Raw genomic sequence first — 19,168 nt, forward strand, 5'->3', positions numbered from 1 at the left:
CCCCACACTTATCAGTTTCCTGTTAAGTATAGGTTTGGGTATCTAACAATAGAAAGGGAGCTAGTCGGCTCCCTTCGTTTTACTTATTAACAAACATTACATCAATGCGAATTGTTGAAAATTCAACATGACTTCGCTACTAGCCTGGAGTAACTATTACACCTAGCGGCTCTAGCAATTGCTCTTGCTGCCAATCACATATCGTGACACCTTTTAAGTTAACGCGTCTTGGGTCTAGCCCTGTCAGATCGACATGGCATAAATTACAGTTTTCCATCACAAACTGCCCCCAAATATCTTCCGAAAACTCGCATCGAGTAAGATCTGATCCTTTGAGCGAAGCGCCAATCAAGTTCGCGCCGTTCCAACGGTTTTCGAAGAGATCGCATTTTTCTAAACGTTGATTTTCAAGGTTGGCATAAGACAAATTGCACCCAGTGATATAAGCGGAACAAAAATACGTGTTTTGGGTGATGTAGTTGGCAAAATTTGCCAGCGAAAAGTTCGCCCCTTTAAGGTTGCATGCTCTGAATTCGATACCAAAACATTGTGCGCCTTTAAAATTAGCCATGCTCAAATCGCAGTCTTTGAAACTGGCATCTTTTAGCTTGGTGTATTCAAACTGGCAGCCTTCATGCTCGCCACGTTCAATGAACTGACAGTCGATAAATTCAGCTTCGCTAAGATCTGCTCGGCTGAAGTTACAACGGAAAAATTTGCATTGCTTAAAAACTGAGAACTGCAGGGTTTGCTTCGAAAAATCCTGGTCTGAATATGTTTGATTTGTAATCGTCATTGGCTGCTATTTCCTACTCAACTTGAGTGCAGGTTACCTCTAAAACCTGCTGAAAATCCAGCAATAAATACCATGAAAATCGAATTTAATTAACGCCTAATAATCACTCCATAGAAGGCACTTAAACACTCCGTAATTAAGAAAACAAAACAAATCGAGATACCCGGCAGTTTGAAGCCTTGCGCGTCGCTAAGGTGGTTTCTGCGCCCATATGTGACACTTGATAAAAATGGCCATAATAAGCGTATATAGCGGTTAAAATGCAGACAACAGAAGCTTCATTCAATAATATAAATACGTCAATTACAGGCCTCTGATTCACCATCAATGCCGATGAATACTTACCATAAACAAATCGACACATAAGAACAATTGGGATCAGTTACCGAGTAACTAAATGACGTGTTTGGAGATTTATCGGTGAGAACGGGTCGACGCTAAACGATGGCGCGTGATAAAGGAGGGAAATTAAATAGACATTTCTATGATCGAATAAGCAAGACAACCCCGAAGCTCATCTCCGGGGTTATTTCGTAATCAGAATTCAACGTTGGTAGCTGGCTATACGCATACAATAACTATTATTTAAGAACATGATCCGCAACAAAAACCAGGTTCGCCATGCTTGCCTTTCTTCTTGGTCTCTTGCTGAGCACTTTGCYCTGGCTGAACGCTTTGTTCTGCCGCTGCCTCTTGCCCTACTTTTGACTGTTCAGTTTCGGCTTCTTCTTTCTTGAAAATTTTCTTAAATGATAATGCCATTGTGATGACTCCAACAGTGAGTTTGTAAGTTGCATTTAAAGTGCATGTTAATATCTCCTACTGTTTTAGTCAACTAATGCACTCATCATTTTTTTACGTAATATCTCTCATACCATCAGAATCAAGCAACCCTTGCCATGGCCAAGTTAAATAACTCATTCGCCCGCTTTTTTTCATCATAGCTTGGCCGGTTGTCATTACAATAAACCCAGTAGCAAGATTCAAGAATATCTCTAACCTCGGTGAGGCTTAACTTTGACGGCGTTGCTAAGGCGGTTAATTCAAGAATTAGCTGGCAGGGCTGAAAGTGAAAAGGCACCATAGTAAAGGCTTTGTAGGCATCCTCCATTGCCTGATTCGCACGATTATTCAGACGGTGCTCTAATGCCGTTTCGGTCAATTGCTTCCCTCTTCTTAAGCGTTGATGGATTTCCTCCTGGCAACCATCTAACAACTTAACCTGGCTAAGCATCAGTACATCGTCATCAGTCTGACCGCAGAGTTTTCTTGCCTGCAACATGGCTTTCTCATATAACTCGGGCATACCGCAGAAACCGTACAGTCGGGCCATATTCAGTACAGTATAAAAGTCCATCACTTCGCTGCTATCAGTCTCGATTTTACTGGCAATAATGAAGCAATTCTGAATATCACCTTCCAGACAAGCTAAAATCCCAAAACCGGTTAGTGAACTCAATTCAACGTCTGGCTCTATAGCTGCCTTTTCCACTTCTGCAGTAAGTTCATAGATATGGTGCCTGGCTTCATTAACCAGATCGGCGCGATCTTTATTACCATCGGTATATAAACTGGAGAGGAGGAGTGAAACCGGAATATTGACCGAGACACCGCTGCTATATCGACTGGTTCCCGTTACTTTGGTAATGAACCGCTGATATCCAAGGGCAGCTTTCTCATGATCCTGAGTAGCGGCATACAGATTGGCGATAATCAGCTCACGAAGCGGATTCGCGGGGTTAACTTTATGCAGAAGATTAAACTGTTCCAATGCTTGTGGAATTTCATCACTCACCATTTTACAGTGGGCTAAACTCCTTCTGGCTATAGGCTGTTTTGGGTGTTTCGCTAATATTTTCTGAAAGATATTTTCTGCTTTTCTAAGCTCTCCCAACCCCTGAAGAGCTTGACCTAAACCAATTTGAGGCCATACATGATCTGTGTTTTTACATGCCTGCTCATAAAAAAGCCTGGCATCATTATGACGTTTTAAACGCAGTAAGCAGTCGCCATAAATACGATTGATATAGCCTAAGTATTGCGGATAGGGTTCTCTATAGCTGTCACATAAATCAAGTGCTGATTGATAATCTTTTTTATCGATTGCGAGTAGTAATTCCGATATCGCTGTTTTTCGCATGATCACTTTTTCTATCCGCTCGATGAATTCATAAAAACGAAAGGGTTTTAGTAAAAAATCATCAAGCTCAAGTTCGATAAAGTGGGTGACAACTTGCTGCGTATTATCGCCAGTAACACAAAGAAAGACAGCATCTCCGCGAATTAATTTACGTTGCTTGACTTCATCGAAGATAAGGCCACCATCAATATGGTGGCGCATATTGTAATCACAAAGAACGACATCATATTTATGATTGGCTAACAAACGGATTGCCTTAAGGCTGTCCATAGTACTGTCTATGTAATCATTTGTAATATGAGCGTTATTAAGCATAGAACGCATTAATGATATTGCCATATGGGAGTCGTCAATTATCAAATACTTTTTATTTTTCAACATAGTCGCAGCCTTTACGCATTCCTTATGCGCATAGTTTAGTATATGCCCAGATATGCATACAGCTATGCATATAAAATTATGACCTTAGTCACTTTATTTGTATGATTTTTTGTCGAAAAATATTTATCATCCAGATGAAAGCACCCCACACAGTTTGAAATGTATGATTTACAACCAAAAAGATCAAAAACAATCGTATTTTAAGCCATTCATTATCATTAGGTAGCCGAGTATATTGAGCATTTCGATTACGGTTATTGGCTCAATAAATGTCTAAAAAAGAGGCAAGAGTGAAATTCTCTGGCCTCTTATTATTATGAGTTTGTCTACTCTGAAACTTATCCGGAACCATGTGACTATTACCTTGGATCGCTGGCGCTACATCCGCATTCCTCCGTCAATTTCCAGTACTCGACCTGTAAAATAATCACTTTCAAAGATATATTTCACCGCATGGGCAATTTCGCTAGCTTCACCGATCCGCCCTACTGGCACCATTTTTTTCAATCGTTCTATGGCCTCAGGTTTTAACTGATCTGCCATTGCCGTTCGGACAATGCCAGGGGCGACGACCGCAGCCCGAATACCATATCGACCAAGCTCTTTTGCCCAACAAACCGCCATGGTCGCAACTGCCGCTTTTGATGCGGCATAGTTGGTTTGGCCAATATTACCGGCTCGCGCAACACTGGAGATATTGATAATCACTCCTTTACGTGCGGTTTGAATCATCTTCGCTGCCGCTTCTCGACCGCATAAAAAAGTACCCGTGACATTAACATTCATGACGGTATTAAATTGTTCCAGCGACATCTTGCTCATCTCACCATCTTTGACTTTCACCAGTAAACCATCACGAAGCACACCTGCGTTATTGATCAACCCATCCAGTTGGCCAAAATCTTCAACAATTTGATTAAAAGTTTGCTCAACGTCCAACTCGTTAGTAACATCCGCTTTGTAAATCATGGCTTTAGTGCTGAGCATATGACATTGCTGTTGAGTTTTTCGCAACCCCTCTTCATTGACATCAATCAACGCCAATTCGGCTCCAGCCTGTGCAAGGGTCACGGCCATCATTTGACCTAACCCCTGCCCCGCTCCCGTTATGGCAATCACGCTCTCTTTGATATCCATCCATTTCCCCCCTCCAACTTGTTATTTAGATTGGTGGCGATAAAACTGAAACAAACTTGAGAAATCCAGCTCTTCGTTTCCATTCGCATTGTGGAAGGCATAGAGGTTTCTGGCTAAGGTGCCCATTGGAATCGCTGATTGGCTTTGAATAGCGGCATCCATTCCTAATCCCAGATCTTTAAGCATCAATTTACCCATAAAGCCAGGGTGGTACTCTTTGCTGGCTGGCACTTTTTCCATCACGCCAGGACAAGGGTTATAGAGTTCTAGCGCCCAATTACGCCCCGAGCTTTGCAGCATAATTTCTGATAACACTTTTGGATCGAGGCCATTATCTATCCCGAGACTCAATGCCTCACAAGTGCCCGACATCAAAATGCCAAGCATCAGGTTGTTACAGATTTTTGCCATTTGTCCGTCACCGGCTTTACCTGCATGAAAGATATTTTTACCGACATACTGCAATATTGTTTGCGCTTTATGAAAATTCGGTTCGGTCCCACCGACGATAAACGTCAGCGTCGCGGCTTGAGCGCCGGCAACACCGCCAGATACTGGCGCATCAACAAACTCCAGTCCTTTGTTCGCCGCTTCATTCGCAACCAGACGCGCCGAGTCAGGATCTATCGTTGAGGAATCAATCAAGAAGGTGTCTTTACTGACCAGGTTGAGCAGCCCCACTCCACCATGATGATCGCCGAGATATACAGCGCGAACATGCACTCCGGTCGGTAACATGCTAATAACTGTATCAGCTCCTTTCACCGCTTCTTCTAAGGAGGCCGCAACCATAGCCCCAAAAGGCTCTATTTTCTTTGCTGCCGCTGTATTTATATCAAATACTTGAACATTAAAACCTGCTGAAATCAGGTTTTTCGCCATCGGACTGCCCATGTTACCCAGTCCAATAAATGCAATGGTACTCATGAAACGCCTCCCCAGTTTGAGGTTAAGTGATGTTGTTATGTATCAAGATAAGCTAATGGGTGATCTGCGTTAGACCACAATGGTGTAAATAGGGTATCGATCACAGACGACTCAACCTCTTCGACTGTTTTGAACTTCCAGTTCGGCTCTCCACATTTATCAATAAGCCTGGCCCGGACGCCCTCTTCAAATTCACCGAGTAATCCACAGCGAACGGATATTGTTAGTTCCAGTTTGAAGCATTCAGCCAGTGATAGCCTTTGGCTGTGAGTTAACTGCCTGAAACATATGTGAGCCGTAATTGGGCTGCCTGCAACTAATGTTGCTTTAGCGGTTTCCATCCAACGCCCCATACCGTCAATCGCAGCGATCTGCTGACAAATCACATTAAGATCAACACCGCTGCATGCCGCCTGAATTTGTGCAAAGTAAGGGATAAGCTGACTGGCAGGATGCTCACGAAGGGCAGATTTACCAAAGTTCTCAAGTAATTCAGTCACCAGTGCGTGATTGTCTTCAACATCACGCCAAGGATTAGTCTGTAATTGTTGCAAGACAGCTTTTTTTTGTTCTGGCAATAACAAATGATCGGCAAGCTTTAGATCTAACGCGTCACTGGCGTTGATTGGTGCGCCGGTTAAGGCAAGGAACAAGCCAATTCCGGTCGGCAACTGATTCAAGAACCAGGTACCGCCCACATCGGGATACAAACCAATACTGATTTCAGGCATCGCAAGACGAGATTTTGGTGTTGTTACCCTGTGACTTGCACCAATATATAAGCCGATCCCTCCTCCCATAATAATGCCTTCACCCCAGACGATGAGGGGTTTTCGATAGCGGTGAATCAAGTAGTCGCAGCCGTACTCCACGGTGAAATATTCGGTGAGAAATTCCTGCGCTATGCTGACTTCTTTTTCACTTTTATTTACTTTATTTAATGAATCTGTCTGCATCGCATGATACATGGCTCGTACATCGCCACCAGCACAGAACGCCTTTTCTCCGGCACCTTCAAGGAACACACAAACGATGTCATCATCGGCCTGCCATTGCTCTAATTTTTCTTTCAGTTGCTTTAGCATATCCAAGGTGAGTGCATTGAGCGAAGCCGTATTATCTAGCTCTGCCACGCCAATTTTATGGCCACTGCTGCAATCCAATTCTGTAAAACTGACCTTTCCTGTCATACCGCCTCCAACCTCTTGTATGCTATCTTTTTTAATTCGAACTCTTTTGAGTCTAATTGAAATGTATGACAATGTTCTGAGATCTCAATAACTTTCTTGATTGTTAATAAATACAGTTACTGATTTTTCCAGTTTGGTGAACGTTTTTGCAAAAAGGCCTGAACACCTTCGGTTTGATCTTCTGTATCAAACAGATGGACAAACAGTTCTCGTTCTTTCATCAGGCCATGTTGTAACGGTGCGCTGCGGCAATTCTGAATTAATGCTTTGCAGGCAGTAACCGATGAAGGGGATTGATTTGCCACCGATTCAGCCAGCTTAATCGCAGTTTCCAAGCCTTTTCCTTGTTCAACAACCTCTTCAACTAGTCGAATGTTACGCGCTTGTTCGGCAGTGACTCGCTCGCCACACAAAATAATACGCTTTGCCCAGCCTTCTCCTACCAGCCAGGTCAGGTTCTGTGTTCCCCCCGCACAAGGCAACAAGCCGACTTTAGCCTCTGGTAATGCCATCACCGTTTGTTGTTCAGCGATGCGAATGTCGCATGCCAGTGCCACTTCTAATCCCCCGCCCATGGCATAGCCATTAATGGCTGCGATTGATACCCCCCGGAATGCCGACAAGGTTTCAAACGCTTCGCCAAAACAACGTGCCATGTCGCCAGCTATCGCTTTATCGCCGTCAGCAAACAACTTAAGATCAGCGCCTGCCGAGAAAAACTTGTCACCCTGGCCGGTGATCACCAGGGCATACACCTTTTTATTGCCATTCAAAGAAAGTATCAGTTTTTTTAGTGCGTTCAGACTGTCTGCCGTCCAGGTATTTGCAGGCGGGTTATTCATGGTGATCACTGCTACATGATTATTAATTTCAACCTGAACCGCAGTCTGAACCAAATCATCATTTTCTGACATAAGCTTTCTCTCCGAGTAAGACAATCATTCAAACCTGATTAAAACAATTCAGATTAATACCATTCAGATTAAAACAATTCGCTACCTTCGCGAAGCAGCCGGCGGGCAATGATCAAGCGCATGATTTCATTGGTGCCTTCAAGGATTTGATGCACCCGGACATCACGAAAATAGCGCTCAAGGGGATATTCCTTGATATAGCCATATCCCCCATAAAGTTGCAGCGCCTGATCACAAACAGTGAATCCAACATCGGTCGCAAAGCGTTTAGCCATCGCGCAGTAAGCCGTTGCTTCCGGATCCTGACGATCTAACTTACTGGCGGCATACCGCACCAATTGCCTTGCCGCAACCAATTCGGTTGCCATATCTGCTAATTTAAACTGCAGCCCCTGAAACTGAGCCAGCTTTTTTCCAAACTGCTTCCGCTCTGTCATGTATTGTTTCGCCTGGTTTAAGGCCTGCTGCGCTGTACCGACAGAGCAGGTGGCAATGTTAATTCGTCCGCCATCAAGCCCTTTCATGGCAAACTTGAAACCTTCCCCTTCTTGCCCTAACAGATTGCGAGCGGATATCGCCACATTCTCAAACGTTATAGCCCGGGTTGGCTGACTGTTCCAGCCCAGTTTGGGTTCTTTTCGCCCATAGTGGATCCCCTTGGCATCGGCAGGCACGATGAAAGCAGAAATCCCTTTGGCCTTGTCATCTTCAGATCTAACATCATCCGTTCTTGCCATTACCAGCAGAACATCCGTTTCACCCGCCCCGGATATGAACGCTTTCGTGCCATTAAGAATGTATTCCTCACCATTTCGCTTTACCGAGGTCGTCAGCGAAGCAGCATCGGATCCAGCTTCAGGCTCGGTTAAGCAATACGAAGCCAGCCAGTCACCGGTGACCAATTGCGGACAATACTCCGCACAGGCCTCATCAGTGGCAAAGCTGGCAATCATCCAGGTCACCATGTTATGAATAGTCATGAACGCGGTGGTTGACGTGCAGCCCATCGCGAGTTGCTCAAAGATGATTGAGGCATCCAACCGGGTCAGGTCTAACCCGCCTTGCGCCTCTGGGGTATAAAGACTTAGAAAACCCAGTTCACCCGCCTCTTTTAGGACATCTTTCGGGAAGATCTGCTTCTCATCCCATTCAGCTGCCATCGGACTAAGCCGTTCGGTTGCAAACTGCCGCGCTGTTTGTGCAAAAGCACGTTGATCTTCATTCAGCTCAAAGTCCATAAATGTCTCCTGGCCTCAATACCTTGATTACTTCAACTGGATAGTCAGGTTCGGACCAGTTGGAATATCGTCATCGAACCAGCGCGCGGTAACGGTTTTGGTTTCAGTATAAAAACGTACGGCTTGCTTACCGTAAGCATGTAAATCACCGTAAAAACTGCCTTTCCAGCCAGTAAACGAGAAGAAAGGAAGAGGAACAGGAATGGGGACATTAATGCCTACCTGGCCGACCTCAATTTCATGCTGATATTTTCTGGCCACCGCACCACTCGCAGTAAAAATGGACGTACCATTGCCGTATGGATTGGCGTTAACCAAAGCGATGGCCTCTTCCAGACTATCAACCTCCAGACAGATCAATACCGGACCAAAGATTTCCTTCTGATAGATCGACATTTCCGTAGTGACACCACTAAACAGCGTCGGCCCCACCCAGTTACCTTTCGGATACCCATCGACTTCACATTGGCTTCCGTCAAGTTCACACACTGCACCTTGATCTTTACCTTGTTGGATCAGACGTAGCACTCGCTCTTTCGCTATCGGGCTGATCAAGGGGCCGAATCCGGCAGAGGCATCATTCCAGCTCCCCGGTTTTACTTTTGCCATCGCCGTTTTTAAATCAGCGATCCAGCTCTTATCACTGTCAACAAACACCGCAACAGAGATCGCCATACAACGCTGTCCGGCCGCACCGACCGATGATCCCACCAAGTTATTTATCACTTGTTCTCTGTTCGCATCCGGCATGATCACCATATGATTTTTGGCCCCAGCGAAGGCCTGAACCCGTTTCAGATTATGGGTAGCGGTTTGATAGATATAGCGGGCAACGGGAACAGAACCGACAAATGAGACAGTGCGTATCTCAGGATGAGACAGTAAATAATCAACCTGGTCTTTCTGACCATGTACTATCTGCAGCACCCCTTTGGGGGCTCCCGCTTGTTCAAACAGCTCAGCCAGGCGTATCGAGGTTAATGGCACTTGATCCGAAGGCTTCAACACAAAGGTATTGCCGCAGGCAATCGCTATCGGAAACATCCATAACGGGATCATGGCCGGAAAGTTAAACGGCGTGATGCCACAACAAACGCCCAGTGGCTGAATTATTGAATAGGTATCAATGTCTGTAGCTACATTTTCAACCATTTCCCCCATCATCTGGCTGGCTATATTTGCCGCCTGCTCTACCACTTCAATACCACGCCATACGTCCCCTTTAGCATCGGCAAAAATCTTACCGGTATCCTGAGACAATAAGGTAGCCAGCTCATCATGATGTTCTTTTAATAACTGCTGATACCTGAGCATGAGCCTTGCCCGCTCGGGTATCGCAACTTCTTTCCATTGCAAAAATGCTTGCGCGGCACTTGTAACGGCTTCTTTCACTTCGGCTTCTGTCGCGCAAGGCAGGTTGGCGATAATTTCATTGCTGGCCGGATTGGTAACATGGATCCACTGCTTTGATACTGACTGGCGAAACTCACCGTTAATAAATAGAGGAACAGACTGAATCATGGTCATTTCCTTACGCTGTTACGGAATTTCAATACCTATGGCTGTTGCTTCTCCACCACCAATACACAGCGATGCAACACCTCGCAATGGCTTGCTGACAGTCGATAATGCCTGTAATTGTTTTAACGCATGGATCAAGCTAACTAAAATTCTGGCTCCACTGGCTCCGATAGGATGACCTAGTGCACATGCGCCTCCCTTAATATTCACTTTGCTGGCACTTAAACCCAGTTGCTGCACCGCTATTTGGGTGACGACCGCAAAGGCTTCATTAATTTCCCAAAGGTCGACTTCATCAATCGACCAATCGAGCGACGACAGTAACTGCCTGATGGCAAATGCGGGGGCAAGGGTAAATTCAGAAGGCTCTCGGGCATAACTGGCGTGGCCTTTGATGATCGCCAGTGGAGCTAGACCCTGTTGTTTGGCCAGATCAGCATCCATGAGAACTAATGCTGCAGCACCATCAGAGATTGAACTGGAATTAGCCGCTGTCACGGTGCCATGTTTTGTAAAGGCCGACTTTAATGTGGGAATTTTCTCTATACTGATTTCACCGGGGTGCTCATCACGGTCAATAATCACATCATGATGTTTGGTAGAGACAGGGATCGGAACAATTTCATCAGCAAAAAGATTGTGTTTCTGCGCATCTAATGCACGTTGAACCGACATCGTTGCCCACTCATCCATTTGCAAACGAGTGAAACCAAATTTATCGGCTATCTGCTGGGCATAGACGCCCATCAGTTCACCATCATAGGCATCTTGCAGGCCATCTAAGAACATATGATCGTATGTTGTGCGATGTCCTAAACGCATCCCGTTACGCGCTTCTTTCAGTAAATAGGGAGCATTAGTCATGCTTTCCATACCACCGGCAATCGCCGCCTGAATACTTCCCGCCTTAATCAGATCATGCGCCAGCATCACCGATTTCATTCCTGAACCACACACTTTGTTGATGGTGGTACAGCCTGTCGAATAGGGTAAACCGGCACTTATTGCAGCCTGACGAGCAGGCGCCTGACCACATCCGGCAGGTAACACACACCCCATAAAGACTTCTTCGATAACCTCAGGTGAGAGCGATATCTTATCCAGCACGCCATTAATGGCATGTTGTCCGAGTTGTGGTGCTGACAGGCTTTTTAACTGCCCCTGAAAACTGCCTAGCGGTGTCCTTTTAGCCGATACGATCCAGATTGTTCTTTCCATCACTTCGCCCTCTCCGACGATAGCAATCAAACAATATTTTGAGTCACTATTTCGAACTGCGATTTCTTGACCTTTTCGTAAGCATAGCACTAACATTTACGTAAACGTTAAGAAACAAATCGGCAGTACCATCCGGCATTGTTCTGGTCTGGATCTGTGTAACACCTACCAGAGCCTTTCCGATCGCCAAGCTGTTAGAGGGCATCATAAGGTGGAGACTTTCAAAATTAGCGAACTGGCAAAAGAGTTCGATATCACCACACGAAGTATCCGTTTTTATGAGGATATGGACCTGCTGCATCCTGCCCGACATGGCAATACCCGAGTTTATCAGCGGCGAGATAAAATCAGGCTCAAACTGATCCTGCGGGGTAAGCGATTAGGCTTTTCATTAGCTGAAATCCGAGAATTGTTCGAACTATACGATACCAATCAAAGCAATACACAGCTGAACCAGATGCTAACCATTATTGATGACAAGCAAATTACCTTACAACGCCAGTTAGACGATATTAATGTCGTGATGAGCGAACTCAGTGCAGCTCGTGAACGCTGTCAGCAGGCGCTGGATAGAACAAAGCCGCGCTAACGCCTATATCCGATCACATTAAACAACATACCAGAACAAAAACAGACGCTATTACAGAGCACCCTTAGACATCAACACCGCATCACAACTTGGTACAACCAGGAGATGTTATGAAAATTGCTTATACCCCACTTAATTTTGGCCTTGGTGAAACGATTGACATGCTTCGCGAGCAAGTGAATGGTTTTGCAACTCATACCATAGCCCCAATAGCAGCCGACATTGACCGGGACAATCAATTCCCAAATCATTTATGGCCTATGCTCGGTGATATGGGATTACTCGGCGTTACCGTCAGCGAAGAGTATGGCGGTGCCGGTATGGGCTATTTGACACATGTGGTTGTGATGGAAGAAATCAGCCGGGCCTCGGCCTCGGTCGGGTTGAGCTATGGCGCCCATTCCAACTTGTGTGTGAACCAAATTTACCGCCATGGTACTGCGGAACAATGTGCCAAGTACCTGCCAGGCCTGATTGATGGCAGCCAAATTGGTGCACTGGCAATGAGTGAAGCGAATGCCGGATCCGATGTCATCGGTATGCAGCTGAAAGCGCAGCTTGTCGGTAACAGATACATTCTGAATGGTACCAAAATGTGGATCACCAATGGCCCTGATGCCCACACATTGGTGGTTTACGCCAAAACCGATCCCGAGGCTGATTCCCACGGTATTACGGCTTTCATTGTCGAGCGAGAATTCAAAGGTTTCAGCCATGCACAAAAACTCGACAAACTGGGAATGCGTGGCTCAAACACCTGTGAACTGGTATTCAAGAACTGCGAAGTACCAAAAGGGAATGTGCTTGGCGAAGTGGATCATGGCGTCAAAGTTCTGATGAGCGGCCTTGATTACGAGCGCGTTGTGTTAGCTGCCGGACCACTTGGCATTATGCAAGCCTGTCTAGATTTAGTCGTACCCTATGTGCATGAGCGTAAACAGTTTGGTCGGTCAATTGGCGAATTTCAGCTAGTTCAGGCCAAGGTTGCTGACATGTACACCCGAATGAATGCCGCCCGATCTTATGTCTATGCCGTTGCCGCGGCCTGTGATCGAGGCGAAACCACCCGCAAAGATGCCGCTGGTGTGATTCTATATAGTGCCGAACTGGCCACTCAACTCGCGCTGGAAACGATTCAGTTACTAGGTGGGAATGGCTATATCAATGATTTTCCGGCCGGACGATTACTACGGGATGCCAAGCTTTACGAAATAGGCGCAGGTACTTCTGAAATCAGACGGATGCTGATTGGGCGTGAACTGTTTAAAGAATCATTATAAGAACGGTTCAAGATAGCGCTATTTTCAATAAAGGACGGGTATGGCAATTATTCAAAGTAAGATTCAGCCACAAGATCCGAAGTTTGTCGCGAATCATCAGGCGATGACGGCGTTGGTCGATAACTTACAGTCTAATCTTCATGTCATTATGCAAGGTGGCGGTGAAGCTGCTCTCGCTCGTCAAAGAGAAAAAGGTAAATTACCGGTGCGAGAAAGGATTGATAAATTACTCGATGCCGGTTCGCCGTTTTTGGAAATCAGTCAGTTTGCCGCATGGAATGTTTACGACGAACCGATCCCTTGTGCCGGTGTGGTAGCGGGTATTGGTCAGGTTGAAGGCATTGAATGCATGATTATCGCCAACGATCCATCGGTCAAAGGTGGTACCTATTATCCTTTAACGGTGAAAAAACACCTTCGAGCACAGGAAATCGCCGAGCGATGCCATCTGCCCACGGTCTATTTAGTAGATTCCGGAGGCGCAAACTTGCCTCATCAAGCTGAAGTATTTCCCGATCGGGACCATTTCGGGCGTATTTTCTATAATCAGGCTCGAATGTCAGCCAAGGGCATTCCGCAAATCGCAGTCGTACTTGGCTTATGTACCGCCGGCGGTGCTTATGTTCCGGCAATGGCTGATGTGTCGATCATCGTCAAAGAGCAAGGAACCATTTTCCTGGCGGGCCCGCCGCTGGTAAAAGCCGCGACGGGTGAGATTGTTACAGCCGAAGCATTAGGTGGCGCTGATGTGCACTGTAAAACATCGGGCGTAGCCGATTACTATGCCGAAGACGAACACCATGCCCTGACTCTTAGCCGACAGGCTATTACCAGCACCAATAAGCCAAAGCTGAAGCCGCCGGAAAAAGCAATTGTCCCCCCACACTATTGTGCAGATGAACTCTATGGCATTGTCGGAACAAACCTGCGCCAACCTTTTGATATCAGAGAAGTCATTGCCCGCGTTGTCGATGATTCCGACTTTGATGAATTCAAGGCCTTATACGGCAGCACGCTGATCTGCGGCTTTGCTCATTTGCACGGCCACCCTATCGGCATCGTTGCTAACAACGGTATTCTGTTTTCTGAGTCCGCACAAAAAGGGGCGCACTTTATTGAGCTTTGCACCAAACGCAAAATTCCCCTGCTATTTCTCCAGAACATCACCGGTTTCATGGTAGGAAAAAAATACGAATCTGAAGGCATCGCTAAACACGGTGCGAAAATGGTGATGGCCGTCGCCTGCGCTGATGTACCAAAATTCACTGTGATTGTCGGTGGCTCTTATGGTGCGGGTAACTACGGTATGTGCGGCCGGGCCTATAACCCCACAATGATGTGGATGTGGCCGAATGCCCGGATCTCAGTGATGGGCGGTGAACAAGCCGCCGGCGTTATGGCGCAAGTCACCCGTGATGTGAAAGCCCGTAAAGGGGAAACATGGAGTGACGATGAAGAATCTGCCTTTAAACAGCCGATTATCGAACTCTATGACGCCCAGGGGCATCCCTACTATGCCAGTGCCCGACTGTGGGATGACGGTATCATCGACCCCAAACAGACCAGAGAAGTTGTTGGATTAGCGCTAACGGCATCATTACGCGCTCCGATCCCAGATAGCCAGTTTGGTATTTTCCGCATGTGAGTGAGGGTTGAGTAATGAAAGAGCAAGATACCGAGGCTCAGGCCAAAGAAGTATTATGCGCCGTCGATGCAAATGGTATTGCAACCCTGACTTTAAACCGAGTCAGCAAACATAATGCCTTTGATAACAGGGTGATTCAAACACTGCTCACTCATCTGGACATATTAAAAAGTGATACCAGAGTGCGCGGCCTGGTATTACGCGCCAATGGTAAACACTTTTCAGCGGGTGCCGATCTCAACTGGATGAGAACAATGGCCGAAAAAAGTATCGATGAAAACCGGCAAGACGCCAGACAACTTGCGCAATTAATGCATGTCTTAGATACCTTTCCTCACCCGACCATTGCACTTGTGCATGGCAGTGCATTTGGTGGCGCTTTGGGGCTGATTTGCTGTTGCGATATTGCCATCGCCAGCTCTGACGCACTGTTTTGTCTTAGTGAAGTAAAATTGGGATTAATTCCCGCCACGATTTGCCCCTATGTATGCCGGGCGATGGGAGTCAGACAAGCCCGACGCTATATGCTGACAGCGGAGCGTTTTGACGCAGCAACTGCACAGCAATTGAGTCTCATTCATATTGTAACGGATACTCTCAGCGGTGCATTAGGCAAACAACTCGCCCGATTAACCCAAACTATTCTTGCCAATAGCCCCAATGCAATGACAAAAGCCAAACAGTTATGTCAAACCTGTGAGAATAAAAAGATAGATCCTGAATTGAGAGCATTGACCAGCGATTTAATCGCTGAGATCCGGGTATCTGAACAAGGACAAGAAGGTTTGAACGCTTTCTTTGAAAAGCGACCACCAGCATGGAGTGGCAAGCATGAATAAATCCTCAGATCCCACAGTGGTTAATATCACTCCGCCACAACAGCCTGTTAGCACGGCAGAGACAGTGAAGCCCGGCTCGATAAGAAAAATTCTACGTATGCTTATTGCGAACCGAGGCGAGATCGCCTGTCGAATTATAGACACAGCCCGACGTTTAAATATCGAAACAGTTGCGGTGTATTCAGATGCCGATCGCAATGCCAAGCATGTTTCCATGGCTGATCAGGCCATGAGTATTGGGCCATCTGCAGCCCGTGAATCATACCTGAACATCAATGCATTATTGCTTGCAGCAAAAGCGGCCCAGGTCGATGCTATTCATCCAGGCTACGGTTTTTTATCAGAAAATGCAGAATTTGCCCAGGCTTGCCAAGAGCAAGGCTTCATCTTTATCGGCCCATCAGCTGATGCAATCAATACCATGGGATCAAAATCAGACGCCAAAACTATCATGGCGAAAGCCAATGTTCCACTGATCCCCGGTTATCACGGTGATAACAACCAGCCGGAATTTTTACAGCAACAAGCAGATAAAATCGGCTATCCCGTATTACTAAAAGCGACATTGGGTGGTGGCGGCAAAGGAATGCGAATTGTTAATGTCGGCTCTGAAATGCTTGAAGCGATAGCCAGCGCAAAGCGTGAAGCGATGGCAGCCTTTGGTGATGATCATCTTTTAATTGAAAAATACCTGATTGATCCCAGACATATTGAAGTTCAAATCTTTGCCGATCAACATGGAAATACGGTTTATTTGTCAGACCGCGACTGCTCTATTCAACGTCGTCATCAGAAGATCGTCGAAGAAGCTCCGGCTCCGGGATTAAGCGACTCACTTCGAGTACAAATGGGCGAAGCTGCGGTTAATGCCGCCCGAGCCATTAACTATACCGGAGCAGGAACTATTGAGTTCCTGCTTGAGCAATCACGAGTCAATCAAGCCGGTCAGTTCTACTTCATGGAAATGAATACCCGCTTGCAGGTCGAGCATCCAGTAACGGAACTCATTACAGGGCAAGATTTAGTCGAGTGGCAAATCAAGATTGCAGAAGGTCACCCGCTTCCCCTTCACCAACATCAGATAGTACAGAAAGGAAATGCGATGGAAGTCAGAGTCTATGCCGAAGATCCGGATAACGACTTCCTGCCCGATGCTGGCACCATCAGTTACCTCCATGAACCCGAGACGACTAAGTTCCTTCGTGTAGATTCTGGCATTCAACCTGGTGACACTGTCACTAGCTATTATGACCCCATGCTAGCAAAAGTTATCGCGTGGGGAGAGAACCGATCCGCAGCCATTCATCAGCTAAAGCTGGCCTTAGCGCAATATCAGCTGATCGGCTTGAAATCCAATATCCAATATCTTCATCGGTTAGTGAATCACCCTGCCTTTGCCCGTGAAGAGATCAGTACTGCATTCATTGCAGAGCATCAGAATGTTCTTCTAGCCCAAAAACCTTCAATGATCGAGCTGACAGTCATTCAACCTGATACTGATACCCCAGTTTCGATCGCTAAATCTTTGCTGTTTGCTGCCGTTTGCTTACTGCGACCGGAACAAAAATCCCCCATCGGTTCATCTCAGCCTTGTTCACTTCAACCATATAGACAGGTTCAATCACCATGGGAAATGCCTGGATGGCGCATGAATCAACCAGCATCACAATCGGTCTGCTTACAAGACAGTGACGGACATCTCTTTGTACTGACTTTTGAGCTTGGTGAGCAACCGCAACAGTTTGCCTCAGAACTAACATTAATCGGTGTAAAGACGAACAGCCAACGTCACCAAGTCCGTCCGCTGACCATTAGACCCATAGCACAAAGGAATACACATTCACCGAACCGAATGGCCATTGAGCTTTGCCAACACATTGATGCCACCCGACAACAAGAGAAATTCACCGCAATCGGAACTCACAACCAGATCGACATTTTCTATCAGGCTAGCCATGAAACTTACCGCTCGATTGTTAACGGGTACATAGCAAAGGAACACAAGGAGAAAAAAGAGGCCCTCACACAAGCACCAATGAATGGCATCATATCAACCATCTACTGTAAGGCTGGAGAAAAGGTTAACAAAGGCCAGCCGTTGATCATCATTGAAGCCATGAAAATGGAATATACCGTCAAAGCGCCATACGACGGCATTATTGAATCTGTCCACTTCACCACAGGTGATCAAGTTGAGCATGGTCAGCTGCTGCTCAATTTTGAGTTGGTGAGGTAAACTGGCTATGAACTTACTACCAGAGCATGTGACCCTAGTGGAAGTTGGCGCAAGAGACGGACTGCAGAATGAGAACAGCGTCAGCACTGCCGATAAAGTCATGCTTATTAATCAACTGTCGGAAACAGGGTTAACCCATATCGAAGCTGGCTCATTTGTCTCTGCCAAATGGGTGCCACAGATGGCCGATTCCAATCAGGTATTACAGCAAATTACCAGAAAGCCAAACATCATTTATTCTGCCCTGACACCAAACATTCAAGGGTTCGAGAAAGCGCTGGAATCTGGTGCAGATCAAGTCGCTATCTTTACCTCTTCGTCTGAAGGCTTCTGCCACAAAAACATTCACTGCTCTATCGCAGAAAGCTTGAAGCGTTTTGCGCCACTGATAGAGCAAGCCAGAGGTGATGGGATCCGGGTTCGTGGCTATTTATCATGTGTCATCGACTGCCCTTATGACGGCCCGACGCTACCCGCTCAGGTTGCTGCAGTCGCAAAGGCACTGCTTGAATTGGGATGTTATGAAATCTCCCTTGGTGACACCATCGGTACAGGTACCCCGCTTCGTATCGCCAGAATGTTGGAAGCAGTAAACCAATACGTTCCAATGCATCAGTTAGCGGTACATTTTCATGATACCTGGGGACAGGCGTTAGCAAATATTTATCAGGCGTTAAGTATGGGAATTAATGTTGTCGACACCAGTGTTGCGGGTTTAGGTGGCTGTCCGTATGCCAGCGGAGCCAGTGGAAATGTAGCCACGGAAGACGTGATTTATCTTTGTGACGGTTTAGGCATAAAGACAGATGTAGATCTTAATAAAGTTGCACAAGCAGGATGGAAGATTTGCGACAAATTGAACAAACAGCCCGCATCAAAAGTATCACTCGCTTTGCTTACACAAAACCAATATAGAAAAAACGCCAATAAAAAAAGGTGATATACCCGTGATCATTGATGATGCTTGATTTCTTTAATAATGAGGATCATGCTACACACTATGAAAATGACTCTAACCCAAAAGCAGAAACAAGAACTTGAAAACCAGCATGATAAGACTCRTGACGGTCGAGTGCGTGATCGTATAAAAGCGGTACTTCTTGCATCGGAAGGTTGG

General features: G+C 46.2%; 16 protein-coding genes and 1 pseudogene. 7 read left to right on the top strand and 10 right to left on the bottom strand.

Going from position 1 to position 19,168, the window contains the following annotated elements; translation table 11 throughout:
* Positions 1-139: 139 nt before the first annotated feature.
* From L4D76_RS21805 to L4D76_RS21850, 10 genes are all read right to left on the bottom strand, one after another.
* On the bottom strand, positions 140-796 hold the full coding sequence (locus L4D76_RS21805; RefSeq protein ID WP_428442983.1) for a Qnr family pentapeptide repeat protein: 657 nt from the start codon (positions 794-796) through the stop codon (positions 140-142).
* Positions 797-1,381: 585 nt separating this feature from the next.
* Positions 1,382-1,558 carry a CCGSCS motif protein gene (locus L4D76_RS21810; protein ID WP_428442984.1) on the bottom strand — a complete coding sequence of 59 codons (177 nt, stop codon included), beginning with the start codon at positions 1,556-1,558 and terminating at the stop codon, positions 1,382-1,384.
* Positions 1,559-1,679: 121 nt separating this feature from the next.
* Positions 1,680-3,317 (bottom strand): response regulator, encoded by a 1,638-nt coding sequence (locus L4D76_RS21815; protein WP_428442985.1) that lies wholly within the window; start codon positions 3,315-3,317, stop codon positions 1,680-1,682.
* A 378-nt stretch (positions 3,318-3,695) separates the two neighbouring features.
* Positions 3,696-4,454 carry an SDR family oxidoreductase gene (locus L4D76_RS21820; protein WP_428442986.1) on the bottom strand — a complete coding sequence of 253 codons (759 nt, stop codon included), beginning with the start codon at positions 4,452-4,454 and terminating at the stop codon, positions 3,696-3,698.
* A 21-nt stretch (positions 4,455-4,475) separates the two neighbouring features.
* Positions 4,476-5,381 (bottom strand): 3-hydroxyisobutyrate dehydrogenase, encoded by a 906-nt coding sequence (gene mmsB, locus L4D76_RS21825; RefSeq protein ID WP_428442987.1) that lies wholly within the window; start codon positions 5,379-5,381, stop codon positions 4,476-4,478.
* Between the two features lie 35 nt (positions 5,382-5,416).
* Positions 5,417-6,571: an enoyl-CoA hydratase/isomerase family protein gene (locus tag L4D76_RS21830; protein WP_428442988.1), complete on the bottom strand. Its 1,155-nt coding sequence runs from the start codon at positions 6,569-6,571 to the stop codon at positions 5,417-5,419.
* Between the two features lie 116 nt (positions 6,572-6,687).
* Positions 6,688-7,485, bottom strand: a complete 798-nt coding sequence (locus L4D76_RS21835; RefSeq protein ID WP_428442989.1) for an enoyl-CoA hydratase — start codon at positions 7,483-7,485, stop codon at positions 6,688-6,690.
* A 68-nt stretch (positions 7,486-7,553) separates the two neighbouring features.
* Positions 7,554-8,723 carry an acyl-CoA dehydrogenase family protein gene (locus tag L4D76_RS21840; protein ID WP_428442990.1) on the bottom strand — a complete coding sequence of 390 codons (1,170 nt, stop codon included), beginning with the start codon at positions 8,721-8,723 and terminating at the stop codon, positions 7,554-7,556.
* Positions 8,724-8,750: 27 nt separating this feature from the next.
* Positions 8,751-10,244 carry a CoA-acylating methylmalonate-semialdehyde dehydrogenase gene (locus L4D76_RS21845; protein ID WP_428442991.1) on the bottom strand — a complete coding sequence of 498 codons (1,494 nt, stop codon included), beginning with the start codon at positions 10,242-10,244 and terminating at the stop codon, positions 8,751-8,753.
* A gap of 18 nt (positions 10,245-10,262) precedes the next feature.
* Entirely contained in the window at positions 10,263-11,462 is a 1,200-nt protein-coding gene (locus L4D76_RS21850; protein ID WP_428442992.1) for a thiolase family protein, read from the bottom strand.
* A gap of 211 nt (positions 11,463-11,673) precedes the next feature.
* Between L4D76_RS21850 and L4D76_RS21855 the strand changes: the two genes are divergently transcribed.
* The 7 genes and pseudogenes from L4D76_RS21855 to L4D76_RS21885 form a co-directional block, all read left to right on the top strand.
* Positions 11,674-12,051 carry a MerR family transcriptional regulator gene (locus L4D76_RS21855; RefSeq protein WP_428442993.1) on the top strand — a complete coding sequence of 126 codons (378 nt, stop codon included), beginning with the start codon at positions 11,674-11,676 and terminating at the stop codon, positions 12,049-12,051.
* A gap of 110 nt (positions 12,052-12,161) precedes the next feature.
* Positions 12,162-13,331: an isovaleryl-CoA dehydrogenase gene (locus L4D76_RS21860; RefSeq protein ID WP_428442994.1), complete on the top strand. Its 1,170-nt coding sequence runs from the start codon at positions 12,162-12,164 to the stop codon at positions 13,329-13,331.
* A 40-nt stretch (positions 13,332-13,371) separates the two neighbouring features.
* Positions 13,372-14,976, top strand: a complete 1,605-nt coding sequence (locus tag L4D76_RS21865) for a carboxyl transferase domain-containing protein (RefSeq protein ID WP_428442995.1) — start codon at positions 13,372-13,374, stop codon at positions 14,974-14,976.
* Positions 14,977-14,990: 14 nt separating this feature from the next.
* On the top strand, positions 14,991-15,815 hold the full coding sequence (locus L4D76_RS21870) for an enoyl-CoA hydratase-related protein (RefSeq protein WP_428442996.1): 825 nt from the start codon (positions 14,991-14,993) through the stop codon (positions 15,813-15,815).
* Positions 15,816-15,912: 97 nt separating this feature from the next.
* A complete protein-coding gene (locus tag L4D76_RS21875; RefSeq protein WP_428442998.1) occupies positions 15,913-18,051 on the top strand; it encodes an acetyl/propionyl/methylcrotonyl-CoA carboxylase subunit alpha in 2,139 nt (712 codons plus the stop codon).
* A gap of 7 nt (positions 18,052-18,058) precedes the next feature.
* Entirely contained in the window at positions 18,059-18,991 is a 933-nt protein-coding gene (locus tag L4D76_RS21880; RefSeq protein WP_428442997.1) for a hydroxymethylglutaryl-CoA lyase, read from the top strand.
* A 60-nt stretch (positions 18,992-19,051) separates the two neighbouring features.
* Positions 19,052-19,168, top strand: a pseudogene (locus L4D76_RS21885) (IS630 family transposase); the annotation flags it as partial.

This window comes from Photobacterium sagamiensis (assembly GCF_050337085.1).
GTDB lineage: Bacteria > Pseudomonadota > Gammaproteobacteria > Enterobacterales > Vibrionaceae > Photobacterium > Photobacterium sagamiensis.